Below are 14,245 nucleotides of genomic sequence, written 5' to 3' on the forward strand. Positions count from 1 at the left end.
AGCTGGGGATGTGATGACTCAACCATTACCGGGAGCACAAGCAGTGAACGTTGAGAACGAGCTGGATATTCGCGGGCTGTTTCGCGCTTTATGGGCAGGAAAAGGCTGGATAGTCGGCGGCGCCGTACTCTTCGCCGCCATCGTGCTGGTATATACCTTTTTTGCTCGCCAGGAGTGGAGCGCCACGGCGATCACCGATCGGCCTACTGTCAATATGTTGGGGGGGTACTATTCCCAGCAGCAGTTCTTACGCAATCTGGACATTAAAGCCGACCTTGCCTCGGTCGATCAGCCTTCCGCCATGGATGAAGCGTATAAAGAGTTCATCATGCAGCTGGCCTCCTGGGATACCCGGCGCGATTTCTGGCTACAAACGGACTACTACAAGCAGCGTCAGTCGGGTAATGCCCGCGCGGATGCGGCGATGCTGGATGACCTGATTAACAATATCCAGTTTATGCCAGGCGATGCGGCCAAGAGCATTAACGACAGCGTCAAACTGACCGCCGAGACCGGGCAGGATGCCAATAATCTGTTGCGTCAGTATGTGGCTTTCGCCAGCCAGCGGGCGGCAGGCCATCTTAATGACGAACTCAAAGGCGCCTGGGCGGCGCGGACCGTGCAAATGAAAGCGCAGGTGAAGCGCCAGGAAGAGGTGGCCGAGGCCATCTTCAACCGTCGGACGCACAGCGTGGAGCAGGCGCTGAAGGTGGCCCAGCAGCACAATATTTCACGCAGCGAAACGGATGTTCCTGCCGATCAGTTGCCGGATTCAGAGCTATTTTTATTGGGCAGGCCGATGCTGCAGGCCAGGCTGGAAAACCTGCAGGCCGTCGGGCCGGAATATGACCTCGATTACGACCAGAACCGCGCTATGCTGAGCACGTTGAACGTCGGTCCAACGTTAGATCCGCGTTTTCAGACTTACCGGTATTTGCGGACGCCGGAAGAACCTGTAAAACGCGATAGCCCGCGCCGTGTATTTCTGATGGTGATGTGGGGGATTGTGGGTGCGCTCATCGGCGCAGGCGTGGCGTTATCACGTCGTCGTGTCCTGTGATTGCGGCCTGTGGTGAAGGGCAGATGACCTTCATCGCCTAATCGAAGAGAATCGATGTGAAAGTACTAACTGTATTTGGCACGAGGCCGGAAGCCATCAAGATGGCGCCTCTGGTCCATGCGCTGGCAAAGGATCCTCATTTTGAGGCGAAAGTATGCGTGACCGCGCAGCATCGGGAGATGCTCGATCAGGTGTTGAAACTTTTCTCTATTGTCCCGGACTACGATCTCAACATCATGAAGCCGGGGCAGGGGCTGACCGAGATCACCTGTCGCATCCTTGAGGGGCTGAAGCCGGTGCTGGAGTCGTTTAAACCCGACGTGGTGCTGGTGCATGGCGATACCACGACCACCATGGCGGCGAGCCTGGCGGCGTTTTATCAGCGGATACCGGTGGGCCACGTAGAGGCCGGCCTGCGCACTGGCGATTTAAGTTCGCCGTGGCCGGAAGAAGGCAACCGTACGTTGACCGGCCATCTGGCGACATACCATTTCGCCCCCACGGAAACCTCGCGGCAGAACCTGCTACGGGAAAATATTGCCGACAGTCGCATCACGGTCACCGGGAATACGGTCATTGACGCCCTGTTCTGGGTGCGGGATCGGGTTCTGGGTGATGAAGCGCTACGGGAGACCCTGCTGCAGCGCTATCCTTTCATTAGCCACGGTAAAAAGATGATTCTGGTTACCGGCCACCGGCGGGAAAGCTTTGGGCTCGGCTTTGAACAGATCTGCCAAGCGCTGGCGGAGATAGCCCATACCCACCCTGAGGTGCAGATTGTCTATCCGGTTCACCTGAATCCTAACGTCAGCGAGCCGGTGAATCGTATTCTCGGTCATATTGACAATGTGATGTTGATTGAACCGCAGGACTACCTGCCGTTCGTCTGGCTGATGGATCGGGCCTGGCTGATCCTGACCGATTCCGGCGGCATTCAGGAAGAGGCCCCTTCTCTCGGGAAACCGGTACTGGTCATGCGCGATATGACCGAACGTCCGGAAGCGGTGGCCGCTGGCACCGTGTGCCTGGTCGGCACCGACAGCCAGCGCATCGTGGCGGAAGTCACGCGACTGCTGCAGGATGATGCCGCATACCAGGCGATGAGCCGCGCGCATAATCCCTATGGCGATGGTGAAGCATGTCGTCGAATTTTGTCTGCACTTAAAAATAATCAGGTAACGTTATGAGTTTTTCTACCATTTCAGTGATTGGCCTTGGCTATATCGGGCTGCCAACCGCTGCCGCGTTCGCCTCCCGGCAGAAGCGGGTGGTCGGCGTTGATGTTAATCAACATGCCGTGGAGACCATTAACCGTGGAGAGATTCATATCGTGGAGCCGGATCTGGCGAGCGTGGTGAAGACCGCGGTCGAACAGGGTTATTTAAGCGCCACCACCACCCCGGTGGAGGCGGATGCCTACCTGATTGCCGTGCCGACGCCGTTTAAAGATCGCCACGAGCCGGATATGGTGTTTGTCGAGTCGGCCGCTAAATCCATTGCGCCGACGTTAAAGAAAGGGTCACTGGTGATCCTGGAGTCCACCTCGCCGGTGGGTTCGACTGAGCAGATGGCCGGCTGGCTGGCGGAGATGCGCCCGGACCTCAGCTTCCCTCAGCAGGCGGGCGACGCCGCTGACGTGAATATCGCCTACTGCCCGGAGCGAGTATTGCCCGGTCAGGTGATGGTCGAGCTGATTAAAAACGATCGCGTTATCGGCGGCATGTCGCCGGTCTGCTCGGCGCGCGCCAGCGAGCTGTATAAAATTTTCCTCGAAGGTGAATGCGTGGTGACCAACTCGCGCACCGCCGAGATGTGTAAGCTGACGGAAAACAGCTTCCGCGACGTCAACATCGCCTTTGCCAACGAACTGTCGCTGATTTGCGCCGACCAGGGCATTAACGTCTGGGAGCTGATCCGCCTGGCAAACCGCCATCCGCGAGTCAATATCCTGCAGCCGGGCCCAGGCGTCGGCGGCCACTGCATCGCCGTCGATCCGTGGTTTATCGTGGCGCAAAACCCGCAGCAGGCACGTCTGATCCGCACCGCTCGCGAGGTCAACGACCATAAGCCGGAATGGGTTATCGAACAGGTGAAAGCACAGGTCGCGGACTGCCTGAATGCCACCAACAAACGGGCCAGCGAACTGACGATCGCCTGTTTTGGCCTCGCTTTTAAACCGAATATTGACGACCTGCGCGAAAGCCCGGCGATGGAAATTGCCGCGCAGATTGCCCGCTGGCACAGCGGCACGACGCAGGTGGTTGAGCCCAACATTCACGCGCTGCCGAAGAAACTCGATGGACTGTGTACGCTGGCGACCCTCGATGCGGCGCTGGCCAGCGCCGATGTGCTGGTGATGCTGGTCGATCATAATGAATTCAAAGCCGTTAGCGGCGATAGCGTCACCCAGGCGTATATCATCGACACCAAAGGAGTGTGGCGGTGAGAACCATTCTGGTCACCGGCGGCGCGGGCTTTATTGGTTCGGCGGTGGTGCGGGAGATTATCCAGCACACCGCCGATCGCGTAGTGGTGGTGGATAAACTGACCTATGCCGGCAATTTAATGTCGCTGGCGCCAGTGGCGCAGGATGCGCGTTTCGCCTTTGAACAGGTGGATATCTGCGACCGCGGCGAGCTGGACCGTATTTTCCGTCAGCATCAACCCGATACGGTGATGCACCTGGCGGCGGAAAGCCACGTCGATCGTTCGATTGACGGCCCGGCGGCGTTTATCGAAACCAATATCGTAGGCACCTATACGCTACTGGAGGCGGCCCGCAGCTGGTGGAATACCCTGGCCACGGAGAAAAAATCGGCGTTCCGTTTTCACCATATCTCGACCGACGAAGTGTATGGCGATCTGCACGGCAGCGAGGATTTCTTTACCGAGACCACGCCCTATGCGCCAAGCAGCCCCTATTCGGCCTCGAAAGCCAGCAGCGACCACCTGGTGCGCGCCTGGCTGCGGACCTATGGCCTGCCGACGCTTATCACCAATTGCTCCAATAACTACGGCCCGTATCACTTCCCCGAGAAGCTGATCCCGCTGACGATCCTCAATGCGCTGGCGGGCAAGCCGCTGCCGGTGTATGGCAATGGGCAGCAGATCCGCGACTGGCTGTACGTGGAAGATCACGCCAGAGCGCTGTATCTGGTGGCGACCCGCGGCGAACCGGGCGAAACTTACAATATCGGCGGTCATAACGAACGTAAAAATATCGAGGTGGTGGAAACCATTTGTCAGCTGCTGGAAGAGCTGGCGCCGCATAAACCGCAAAGCGTGGTGCACTATCACGATCTGATCACCTTCGTAGCCGATCGTCCGGGCCACGATCTGCGCTATGCCATTGATGCCTCGAAGATTGCCCGCGAGCTGGGCTGGACGCCGGCAGAGACCTTTACTTCCGGTATGCGTAAGACCGTGGCGTGGTATCTGGCGAACGAGAGCTGGTGGCGCCAGGTTCAGGATGGAAGCTATCAGGGCGAGCGTCTTGGGCTGCAAGGCTAATCATCTCTGGGGGGAATGATGAAAGGTATTATTCTGGCGGGCGGTTCCGGAACGCGACTGCATCCCATCACCCGCGGCGTATCGAAGCAGTTGTTGCCGATCTACGACAAGCCGATGATCTACTACCCGCTGTCGGTATTAATGCTGGCCGGGATACGTGAGATCCTGATCATCACCACGCCGGACGACCTACGTGATTTCCAGCGCCTGCTCGGCGATGGCTCAGAGTTTGGCATTGCGCTGCACTATGCCGTACAGCCGACGCCGGATGGTTTAGCCCAGGCGTTCATCATCGGCGAAGCCTTTCTTAACGGCGAACCGGCATGTCTGGTGCTAGGCGACAATATTTTCTTCGGCCAGAGCTTTAGCCCGAAGCTGCGCAGCGTGGCTGCTCGCACGGAAGGGGCGACGATTTTTGGCTATCAGGTGATGGATCCTGAGCGCTTTGGCGTGGTGGAGTTTGATGACAACTTCCGCGCGCTGTCACTGGAAGAGAAGCCGAAGCCGCCGAAGTCGAACTGGGCGGTCACCGGTCTCTATTTCTACGATGGCAAGGTGACGGAGTATGCCAAACGGGTCAAGCCGTCCGAGCGCGGCGAGCTGGAAATCACCTCCATCAACCAGATGTACCTTGAGGATGGCGCATTGACCGTCGAGCTCCTCGGGCGCGGTTTTGCCTGGCTGGACACCGGCACGCACGATAGCCTGATCGAGGCCAGCATGTTCGTGCAGACCGTCGAGAAGCGCCAGGGCTTTAAAATCGCCTGTCTGGAAGAGATCGGCTGGCGTAACGGCTGGCTGGACGATGATGGCGTCAAACGCGCCGCGAAGCGGCTGGAAAAAACCGGCTACGGCCAATACCTGCTGGATCTGCTCCGTGCCCGTCCGCGCCAGTATTGATCCCCTGGAGTGGGAGAACCGCTTCTTTGCTGTTAACAGCGCCATCGTTCACTTTGATGAACGTGCGCCGCGGCTGACGCCTGAGGCGCTGGCGGGGTGGTCGCGGGTGCAGGCGAAGGTGGCCGCCAGCGACACCGTCCGGCTGGACGCGCTACAGCAGCTGGGTTTTCAGCTGGTGGAAGGCGAAGTCGATCTGGCGCTACCGGTGGGCAACCCTGCTGATGCGGGCGCCGACGTTGCCGTGGAAGCGGATATTGCGCCGCTGCGCGAGCTGGCGGCGCAGGCCTTTGCCATGAGCCGCTTTCGCGCGCCCTGGTACGCTGCCGATGCCAGCGGCCGCTTCTATGCCCAGTGGATTGAAAATGCGGTGCGTGGCACCTTCGATCATCAATGTCTGATTTACCGCCATCCTGAGGGGGATATCCGCGCCTTTGTCTCCCTGCGGCAGATCACAGCGACCGAAGCGCGTATCGGCCTGCTGGCCGGGCGCGGCGCCGGGGCGCAACTGATGCAGGCGGCGCAGCACTGGGCTGCCTCGCGCGGACTTTCTACACTGCGGGTGGCGACCCAGATGGGCAACACCGCCGCGCTTAAACGTTATATTCTCAGCGGTGCTAACGTGGAAAGCACCGCCTACTGGCTATACAGGTGACCCCATGATCCCATTTAACGCGCCGCCGGTGGTTGGAACCGAGCTTGATTACATGCAGTCTGCGATGAACAGCGGCAAGCTGTGCGGCGACGGCGGTTTTACGCGCCGCTGCCAGCAGTGGATGGAGCAGCGATTTGGCACGGCAAAAGCGCTGCTGACGCCTTCCTGCACGGCTTCGCTGGAGATGGCCGCGCTGCTGCTGGATATCCAGCCGGGCGACGAAGTGATTATGCCCAGCTATACCTTTGTCTCTACCGCCAACGCCTTTGTGCTGCGTGGGGCGAAAATCGTCTTCGTTGATATCCGCCGCGATACGATGAATATCGATGAAACGCTTATCGAAGCCGCCATCACCGATAAAACCCGGGCGATTGTCCCGGTGCACTATGCCGGCGTAGCCTGCGAGATGGACACCATCATGGCCATTGCCGACAAATACAACCTGTTTGTGGTGGAAGACGCCGCGCAGGGGGTGATGTCTACCTATAAGGGGCGTGCGCTGGGCACCATCGGCCATATCGGCTGCTTCAGCTTCCATGAAACCAAAAACTACACCGCCGGCGGTGAGGGCGGGGCGACGCTTATCAACGATCGCACACTGGTGGAACGCGCGGAGATCATTCGTGAAAAAGGTACCAACCGCAGCCAGTTCTTTCGTGGTCTGGTGGATAAATATACCTGGCGCGATATTGGCTCCAGCTATCTGATGTCCGACCTGCAGGCCGCCTATCTGTGGGCGCAGCTGGAAGCGGCGGAGCGGATCAACCAGCAGCGCCTGGCGCTGTGGCAGAACTATCACGATGCGCTGCTGCCGCTGGCGCGTGCGGGGCGTATCGAACTGCCGACGGTTCCGGCCGACTGTGGGCAAAATGCGCACATGTTCTACATAAAGCTGCGTGATATCGAGGATCGCAGCAGGCTGATCGCCTGGCTGAAAGAGGCGGAGATCCTCGCGGTATTCCATTATATTCCGTTGCACAGCTGCCCGGCCGGAGAACACTTCGGCGAGTTCCACGGTGAAGACCGCTACACCACCCTGGAGAGCGAGCGCCTGGTGCGCCTGCCGCTGTTTTACAATCTCTCTCTGGTGAACCAGCGGACGGTGATTAACTCGCTGCTGAGCTATTTCTCCTGATATGTCGTTAGCAAAAGCCTCACTGTGGACGGCGGCATCGACGCTGGTCAAAATCGGCGCCGGTCTGCTGGTCGTCAAGCTGCTGGCCGTCTCGTTTGGGCCGGCGGGCGTTGGCCAGGCCGGTAACTTCCGGCAGCTGGTCACCGTGCTCGGCGTGCTGGCGGGTGCCGGGATATTTAACGGCGTCACGAAGCTGGTGGCTCAGCATCACGACGATCCCCCACGTCTGAAACAGGTGGTGGGTACCTCGTCGGCTATGGTGCTTGGCTTTTCCACGCTGCTGGCACTGGTGTTTTTACTGGCGGCGGCGCCGATAAGCCAGGGGCTGTTCGGCCATACGCACTATCAGGGGCTGGTACGCCTGGTGGCGCTGGTGCAGATGGGGATCGCCTGGGCGAACTTCCTGCTGGCGCTGATGAAAGGCTTTCGCGATGCGGCGGGTAACGCCTTCTCGCTGATTGCCGGGAGCCTGATTGGCGTCGCGGCCTATTATGCCTGTTACTACTTCGGGGGTTACCAGGGGGCGCTATTGGGGCTGGCGTTAGTGCCGGCGCTGGTGGTGATCCCGGCGGGCATCATGCTCTGGCGGCGGGGTAATATACCGCTGAGCGCCCTGCGCCCGCGCTGGGATAACAGTCTGGCGGGACAGCTATCGAAATTTACCCTGATGGCGCTCATAACCTCGGTGACGCTGCCGGTGGCCTATGTGATGATGCGTAATCTGCTGGCGGCGCATTACGGCTGGGAGGCGGTCGGGATTTGGCAGGGGGTGAGCAGCATTTCCGATGCCTACCTGCAGTTTATTACCGCCTCGTTTAGCGTCTATCTGCTGCCGACGCTGTCGCGGCTGAGCGCCAAAACGGATATCACCCGCGAGATTGCCAAATCGCTGAAATTCGTTCTGCCGGCGGTGGCGGCGGCAAGCCTGACGGTCTGGCTACTGCGCGATTTTGCCATCTGGCTGCTGTTTTCCGATCGCTTTACCGCGATGCGTGACCTGTTCGCCTGGCAGCTGGTGGGCGACGTCTTAAAAGTCGGCGCCTATGTCTACGGCTATCTGGTGATCGCCAAAGCGTCGCTACGTTTTTATATTCTGACGGAAATCAGCCAGTTCACGCTGCTGACCGCATTCTCACACTGGCTTATTCCGGCGCACGGCGCAATTGGCGCGGCGCAGGCGTATATGGCCACGTATATTGTTTATTTCGCCCTCTGTAGTGGCGTGTTTTTACTCTGGCGTAAACGGGCATGACAGCACTGATACATGTACTGGGATCGGATATCCCGCACCATAACCAGACCGTACTGCGGTTCTTTAACGACGAACTGGCCGCCGACCCGCAGGCCCGGAGATTTTTGGTCGTCGGTGATGAGGCCAGCGTGCGTGATGGATATCCGGCACTGGACATCACCTGCTATCCAGGAAAGAAAGCGCTGGCGCAGGCAGTGATTGCCACCGCGAAAGCCAACCGCCAGCAGCGCTTTTTCTTCCACGGCCAGTTTAATACCGGGCTGTGGCTGGCGCTGTTGAGTGGCGGCATCCGCCCGTCACAGTTTAACTGGCATATCTGGGGGGCAGATCTGTATGAAAACTCTGCCAGCCTGAAGTTTCGCCTGTTCTATCCGCTACGCCGCATGGCGCAGGGGCGAGTAGGGCGCGTTTTCGCCACCCGCGGCGATCTCAGCTGGTTCGCTAACCGCCATCCGCGTGTGCCGGGTGAGCTGCTCTACTTCCCGACCCGTATGGATCCGGCGCTGAATACCCTGGCCGATAACGCCCCGCGCAGTGATACCCTGACTATTCTGGTCGGCAACTCCGGGGATCGCAGCAATGAACATATTGCCGCGCTGAAGGCTATCCATCAGCAGTTTGGCGATACGGTGAATGTCATCGTGCCGATGGGTTATCCGGCGAATAACGACGCCTATATCAACGAGGTGCGCGAGGCGGGGGCGGCGCTGTTTAGCCATGCGCATCTGCAGATCCTCAGCGAGAAGCTTGAATTTAATGATTATCTGGCGCTGCTGCGCCGCTGCGATCTGGGCTATTTTCTGTTTGCCCGCCAGCAGGGGATCGGCACCCTGTGTCTGCTGATTCAGGCGGGCATCCCCTGCGTGCTCAATCGGGAAAACCCGTTCTGGCAGGATATGACCGAGCAGCATGTGCCGGTGCTGTTCACCAGCGACGCGCTGGACGTCAGCGTGGTGCGTGAAGCGCAGCGTCAGCTGGCGAGCGTGGATAAATCTACTATCGCCTTCTTCCGGCCGAACTATCTGACGGGCTGGCAGCGGGCGCTACGGTTAGCGGCGGAGGGGCAGGCATGACGTTAATGCAATTTAGCGGGCTGCTGGTGGTCTGGCTGCTGTCGACCCTGTTTATCGCCACCGCCACCTGGTTTGAGTTCCGCCGGGTACGCTTCAACTTCAACGTCTTTTTCTCGTTGTTGTTTCTGCTGACCTTTTTCTTCGGCTTCCCGCTGACCAGTATTCTGGTGTTCCGCTTTGACGTCAGCGTAGCGCCGCCGGAGATTTTGCTGCAGACGCTGCTGATCGCGGTGTGCTTCTACGCGATCTACTACGTGACCTATAAAACGCGGTTGCGCCCGGCCTCGCGCGAGGTTGCGCATCGCCCGCTGTTTACCATGAACCGGGTGGAAACCCATCTGGCGTGGGGCATACTGATGGGGCTGGCGCTGCTGTGCGTCGGCATCTTCTTCGCTCACAACGGCTTTCTGCTGTTTAAGCTCAACTCCTACAGCCAGATTTTTTCTGCTGAAGTGTCCGGCGTGGCGTTGAAGCGCTTCTTTTACTTCTTTATTCCGGCGATGCTGGTGGTTTATTTTCTGCGCCAGGATTATAAGGCGTGGATCTTCTTCCTCGTCAGCACCGTGGCCTTTGGTTTGCTGACCTACGCCATTGTCGGCGGGACCCGCGCCAATATCATCATCGCCTTCGCCATCTTTCTGTTCATCGGTATTATTCGCGGCTGGATCAGCTTGTGGATGCTGGCGGCGGCGGGCGTGCTGGGTATTGTCGGCATGTTCTGGCTGGCGCTGAAGCGCTACGGGATGAACGTCAGCGGCGATGAAGCGTTTTATACCTTCCTGTATCTCACGCGCGACACCTTCTCACCGTGGGAAAACCTGGCGCTGCTGCTGCAGAACTACGACAAGATCGATTTCCAGGGGCTGGCGCCGATGATCCGCGATTTCTACGTCTTCATCCCCAGCTGGATGTGGCACGGTCGTCCGACGATGGTGCTCAATACCGCCAACTACTTCACCTGGGAGGTGTTAAACAACCATTCGGGGCTGGCGATTTCGCCGACGCTGATTGGCTCGCTGGTGGTGATGGGCGGCGTCTGGTTTGTGCCGCTGGGCGCTGTGGCGGTAGGGTTGATTATTAAATGGTTCGACTGGCTGTATGAGCTGGGCAACCGGGAGAGCAATCGTTACAAAGCGGCTATCCTGCACAGTTTCTGTTTCGGCGCTATCTTCAACATGATAGTGCTGGCGCGCGAGGGTCTGGATTCGTTCGGCTCCCGCGTGGTGTTTTTCCTCGTGATCTTTGGTATCTGCTTGCTGGCGGCGAAATTGCTGTACTGGTTCCTGGATAGCGTGGGACTGATTCATAAGCGCGTAAAACCGCTTTCGCAACCGCAAGTCTGAGAAGGATAGACATGACTGGGACCATTTCCGCGCCGTTGTACCTGTTAAGAGGGCTGCAGCTCATAGGCTGGCGCGATATGCAGCACGCTCTGGATTATTTGTATGCCGACGGCGCGCTCCGGGAGGGGACGCTGGTGGCCATTAATGCTGAGAAAATGCTGGCCGTAGAAGATAACCCGGAGGTACGGGCGCTGATTGAGGCGGCGGAGTTTAAATATGCGGATGGCATCAGTGTGGTGCGTTCGCTGCGCAAAAAATACCCGCAGGCCCAGGTATCCCGCGTCGCCGGGGCCGATCTCTGGGAAGCGTTAATGCAGCGCGCTGGCGCTGAAGGGACACCGGTGTTTTTGGTTGGTGGTAAACCTGAGGTCCTGACGCAAACGGAGTCCAGGCTGCGTCAGCGCTGGCAAGTGAACATCGTCGGCAGCCAGGACGGTTATTTTACCCCTGAGCAGCGCCAGACATTGTTCGAACGCATTCGCGACAGCGGGGCGAAAATCGTCACCGTCGCGATGGGGTCGCCGCGCCAGGAGATCTTCATGCGCGACTGCCGGCGCCTGTATCCGCACGCGCTGTATATGGGTGTCGGCGGCACTTACGATGTCTTCACTGGGCACGTCCATCGGGCGCCGAAGTTCTGGCAGGATCTGGGGCTGGAGTGGTTCTATCGCCTGCTTTTGCAGCCGAGCCGCATCAAGAGACAGTTCCGTCTGCTGCGCTATTTACGTTGGCATTATACCGGCAAGCTCTGATATTCCACTGCAACCAGGCGAGTTTGCATACATATTCTGTGTAATCTCTTCACTCGCCTGATACTTTATTTGCCATTTCCGCAAAATTAATTAACCATTCGCAGGCTTCATACGCGCGGGGGAGACCTGCGCGTCGGCAAGGCTATGGTTTCAGTTAATAACAATAACCGGGAGTACCCGGAATACGGCAAACACAAGAGGATATATGACTGAGAAAAAAGCGGAACTCCAGCGTGGACTGGAGGCCCGGCATATTGAACTGATCGCCCTTGGCGGGACGATTGGCGTGGGGTTGTTTATGGGGGCGGCCAGTACGTTGAAATGGGCCGGGCCTTCCGTGCTGCTGGCGTACATTATCGCTGGCCTGTTCGTCTTTTTCATTATGCGCTCAATGGGCGAAATGCTGTTCCTTGAGCCTGTCACTGGCTCCTTCGCGGTGTATGCGCATCGCTATATGAGCCCCTTCTTCGGCTACCTGACCGCGTGGTCCTACTGGTTTATGTGGATGGCGGTGGGGATCTCGGAGATTACCGCCATCGGGGTCTATGTGCAGTTCTGGTTCCCGGAGATGGCGCAGTGGATCCCGGCGTTAATTGCCGTGGGGCTGGTGGCGCTGGCGAACCTGGCGGCGGTCCGGCTGTACGGTGAAATCGAGTTCTGGTTCGCCATGATTAAAGTGACCACCATTATCGTGATGATCGTCGTCGGGCTGGGCGTCATTTTCTTCGGCTTTGGCAACGGCGGCCACTCCATTGGTTTTGGTAATCTCACCGAACATGGCGGTTTCTTCGCCGGCGGCTGGAAGGGCTTCCTGACGGCGCTGTGTATCGTGGTCGCGTCCTATCAGGGGGTGGAGCTCATCGGCATTACCGCAGGTGAAGCGAAAAATCCGCAGGTGACCCTGCGCAGCGCGGTGGGCAAAGTGCTGTGGCGGATCCTGATTTTCTACGTGGGCGCGATTTTCGTTATCGTCACCATCTTCCCGTGGGATCAAATCGGCTCCAACGGCAGCCCGTTCGTACTGACGTTTGCCAAAATCGGGATTACCGCGGCGGCGGGAATTATCAACTTCGTGGTGCTGACGGCGGCGCTTTCCGGCTGCAACAGCGGAATGTACAGCTGTGGACGTATGCTGTACGCCCTGGCGAAGAACCGCCAACTGCCGGCGGCGATCGGTAAGGTATCGCGCAACGGCGTTCCGGCCGTCGGCGTGGCGCTGTCGATTCTGATCCTGCTGGTGGGCTCCTGCCTGAATTACATCATTCCTAATCCGCAGCGGGTGTTTGTCTATGTCTACAGCGCCAGCGTGTTGCCAGGGATGGTGCCATGGTTTGTGATCCTGATTAGCCAGCTGCGTTTCCGTCGCGTGCATCGGGCGGCAATCGCCAGCCATCCGTTCCGTTCGCTGCTGTTTCCGTGGGCCAACTATTTCACCATGGCCTTCCTGATCTGTGTGCTGGTAGGGATGGGTCTGAATGATGAAACCCGGATGTCGCTGTTTGTCGGCATTATTTTCCTGGCCGCCGTCACCCTGATTTATAAGGTGTTTGGCCTCGGAAGACAGGGGCAAGTCAATAATACGGCTGAATAACCGTCAAAACGAACAAAGCATGAGCAAACGATAATTTTCTTTTAAAAGGCACTAGACAGCGGGGTAGGAAGTCCGTATTATCCGACCCCGCAACGGCGCTAAGCGCCCGTAGCTCAGCTGGATAGAGCGCTGCCCTCCGGAGGCAGAGGTCTCAGGTTCGAATCCTGTCGGGCGCACCATTAACCCGGTGCTGGAGCTGCGGTGGTTTTAATACCGCGTAAAAGGTTTGCAGTGGTGGCTATAGCTCAGTTGGTAGAGCCCTGGATTGTGATTCCAGTTGTCGTGGGTTCGAATCCCATTAGCCACCCCATTATTTGATAGAGTTGTGAATTTGCGAAGGTGGCGGAATTGGTAGACGCGCTAGCTTCAGGTGTTAGTGTTCTTACGGACGTGGGGGTTCAAGTCCCCCCCCTCGCACCACGACTTTAACGAATTGAACTAAAAATTCAAAAAGCAGTATTTCGGCGAGTAGCGCAGCTTGGTAGCGCAACTGGTTTGGGACCAGTGGGTCGGAGGTTCGAATCCTCTCTCGCCGACCAATTTTGAACCCCGCTTCGGCGGGGTTTTTTGTTTTCTGTCGCTGCCCGCCATTATTTATTCCCTTGATCTTGCTGATAAAAAAAACGCCTCTCTGCTTGAGAATACGCGTCAGGAAAACTCTCAATTCATCACTGTGGTAGATGCAATTTCCCCGGATCCTGTGCGATAATAACCGGGTAGATGCTCATTCCATCTCTTATGTTCGCCTTCGTGCCTCATAAACTCCGGAATGATGCAGAGCCGTTCTTACGGTGCTTATCGTCCACTGACAGATGTCGTATTTATGCCTCATCAAACACCATGGACATTACGTTGAGTGAAGCACCCAATTTGTTGTCAAACAGACCTGTTTTAACGCCTGCCCTGATTTCAGCGCAGGCGTTTTTTTCTTTCAGGGATCCGTCAACGCGAAGGTGGGGGAGAAGGGCTATCGCCCC

The 14,245-nt window shown here is 58.0% G+C and carries 12 protein-coding genes and 4 tRNA genes; all 16 read left to right on the plus strand.

From position 1 onward, the window contains the following. The first annotated feature begins 13 nt into the window (after positions 1–13). The 16 genes from wzzE to N438_RS26640 all read left to right on the plus strand — a co-directional run bounded on the left by wzzE (position 14) and on the right by N438_RS26640 (position 13,807). Positions 14–1,060 (plus strand): ECA polysaccharide chain length modulation protein, encoded by a 1,047-nt coding sequence (gene wzzE / locus N438_RS26565; RefSeq protein WP_002883296.1) that lies wholly within the window; start codon positions 14–16, stop codon positions 1,058–1,060. Positions 1,061–1,116: 56 nt separating this feature from the next. Beyond that, entirely contained in the window at positions 1,117–2,247 is a 1,131-nt protein-coding gene (gene wecB, locus N438_RS26570) for a UDP-N-acetylglucosamine 2-epimerase (non-hydrolyzing) (RefSeq protein ID WP_008807966.1), read from the plus strand. Beyond that, positions 2,244–3,506, plus strand: coding sequence for a UDP-N-acetyl-D-mannosamine dehydrogenase (gene wecC, locus N438_RS26575; RefSeq protein ID WP_008807965.1), 1,263 nt, complete (start codon positions 2,244–2,246; stop codon positions 3,504–3,506). Before wecB ends, wecC begins: the two co-directional genes overlap by 4 nt. Beyond that, positions 3,503–4,570 carry a dTDP-glucose 4,6-dehydratase gene (rffG, locus tag N438_RS26580; RefSeq protein ID WP_012969200.1) on the plus strand — a complete coding sequence of 356 codons (1,068 nt, stop codon included), beginning with the start codon at positions 3,503–3,505 and terminating at the stop codon, positions 4,568–4,570. The genes wecC and rffG overlap by 4 nt, the downstream gene beginning before the upstream one ends. A gap of 18 nt (positions 4,571–4,588) precedes the next feature. Then, on the plus strand, positions 4,589–5,470 hold the full coding sequence (rfbA, locus tag N438_RS26585) for a glucose-1-phosphate thymidylyltransferase RfbA (protein WP_110234188.1): 882 nt from the start codon (positions 4,589–4,591) through the stop codon (positions 5,468–5,470). Further along, a complete protein-coding gene (rffC, locus tag N438_RS26590; protein ID WP_032734011.1) occupies positions 5,448–6,122 on the plus strand; it encodes a dTDP-4-amino-4,6-dideoxy-D-galactose acyltransferase in 675 nt (224 codons plus the stop codon). The genes rfbA and rffC overlap by 23 nt, the downstream gene beginning before the upstream one ends. 4 nt (positions 6,123–6,126) lie before the next feature. Next, complete coding sequence (gene rffA, locus N438_RS26595) at positions 6,127–7,257, plus strand: dTDP-4-amino-4,6-dideoxygalactose transaminase (RefSeq protein ID WP_022065886.1); 1,131 nt, start codon at positions 6,127–6,129, stop codon at positions 7,255–7,257. Between the two features lies 1 nt (position 7,258). Further along, complete coding sequence (gene wzxE / locus N438_RS26600) at positions 7,259–8,509, plus strand: lipid III flippase WzxE (RefSeq protein WP_008807961.1); 1,251 nt, start codon at positions 7,259–7,261, stop codon at positions 8,507–8,509. Beyond that, positions 8,506–9,582 (plus strand): TDP-N-acetylfucosamine:lipid II N-acetylfucosaminyltransferase, encoded by a 1,077-nt coding sequence (locus N438_RS26605; protein ID WP_032734012.1) that lies wholly within the window; start codon positions 8,506–8,508, stop codon positions 9,580–9,582. Before wzxE ends, N438_RS26605 begins: the two co-directional genes overlap by 4 nt. Continuing rightward, positions 9,579–10,925, plus strand: coding sequence for an ECA oligosaccharide polymerase (wzyE, locus tag N438_RS26610; RefSeq protein WP_004886822.1), 1,347 nt, complete (start codon positions 9,579–9,581; stop codon positions 10,923–10,925). Before N438_RS26605 ends, wzyE begins: the two co-directional genes overlap by 4 nt. Before the next feature lie 11 nt (positions 10,926–10,936). Beyond that, a complete protein-coding gene (gene wecG, locus N438_RS26615) occupies positions 10,937–11,677 on the plus strand; it encodes a lipopolysaccharide N-acetylmannosaminouronosyltransferase (RefSeq protein WP_012543241.1) in 741 nt (246 codons plus the stop codon). A 205-nt stretch (positions 11,678–11,882) separates the two neighbouring features. Further along, positions 11,883–13,268, plus strand: a complete 1,386-nt coding sequence (locus N438_RS26620) for an amino acid permease (RefSeq protein ID WP_012969196.1) — start codon at positions 11,883–11,885, stop codon at positions 13,266–13,268. A gap of 102 nt (positions 13,269–13,370) precedes the next feature. After that, a tRNA-Arg gene (locus tag N438_RS26625) sits at positions 13,371–13,447 on the plus strand. Between the two features lie 55 nt (positions 13,448–13,502). After that, positions 13,503–13,578 (plus strand) — tRNA-His (locus N438_RS26630). Between the two features lie 23 nt (positions 13,579–13,601). After that, positions 13,602–13,688, plus strand: a tRNA-Leu gene (locus tag N438_RS26635). 42 nt (positions 13,689–13,730) lie between these two features. After that, positions 13,731–13,807: transfer RNA gene (locus tag N438_RS26640), tRNA-Pro, on the plus strand. Positions 13,808–14,245 lie beyond the last annotated feature (438 nt).

Origin of the sequence: Klebsiella sp. GL120222-02 (genome assembly GCF_003097195.1) — a bacterium.
GTDB classification, from domain to species: Bacteria; Pseudomonadota; Gammaproteobacteria; order Enterobacterales; family Enterobacteriaceae; genus Klebsiella; species Klebsiella variicola.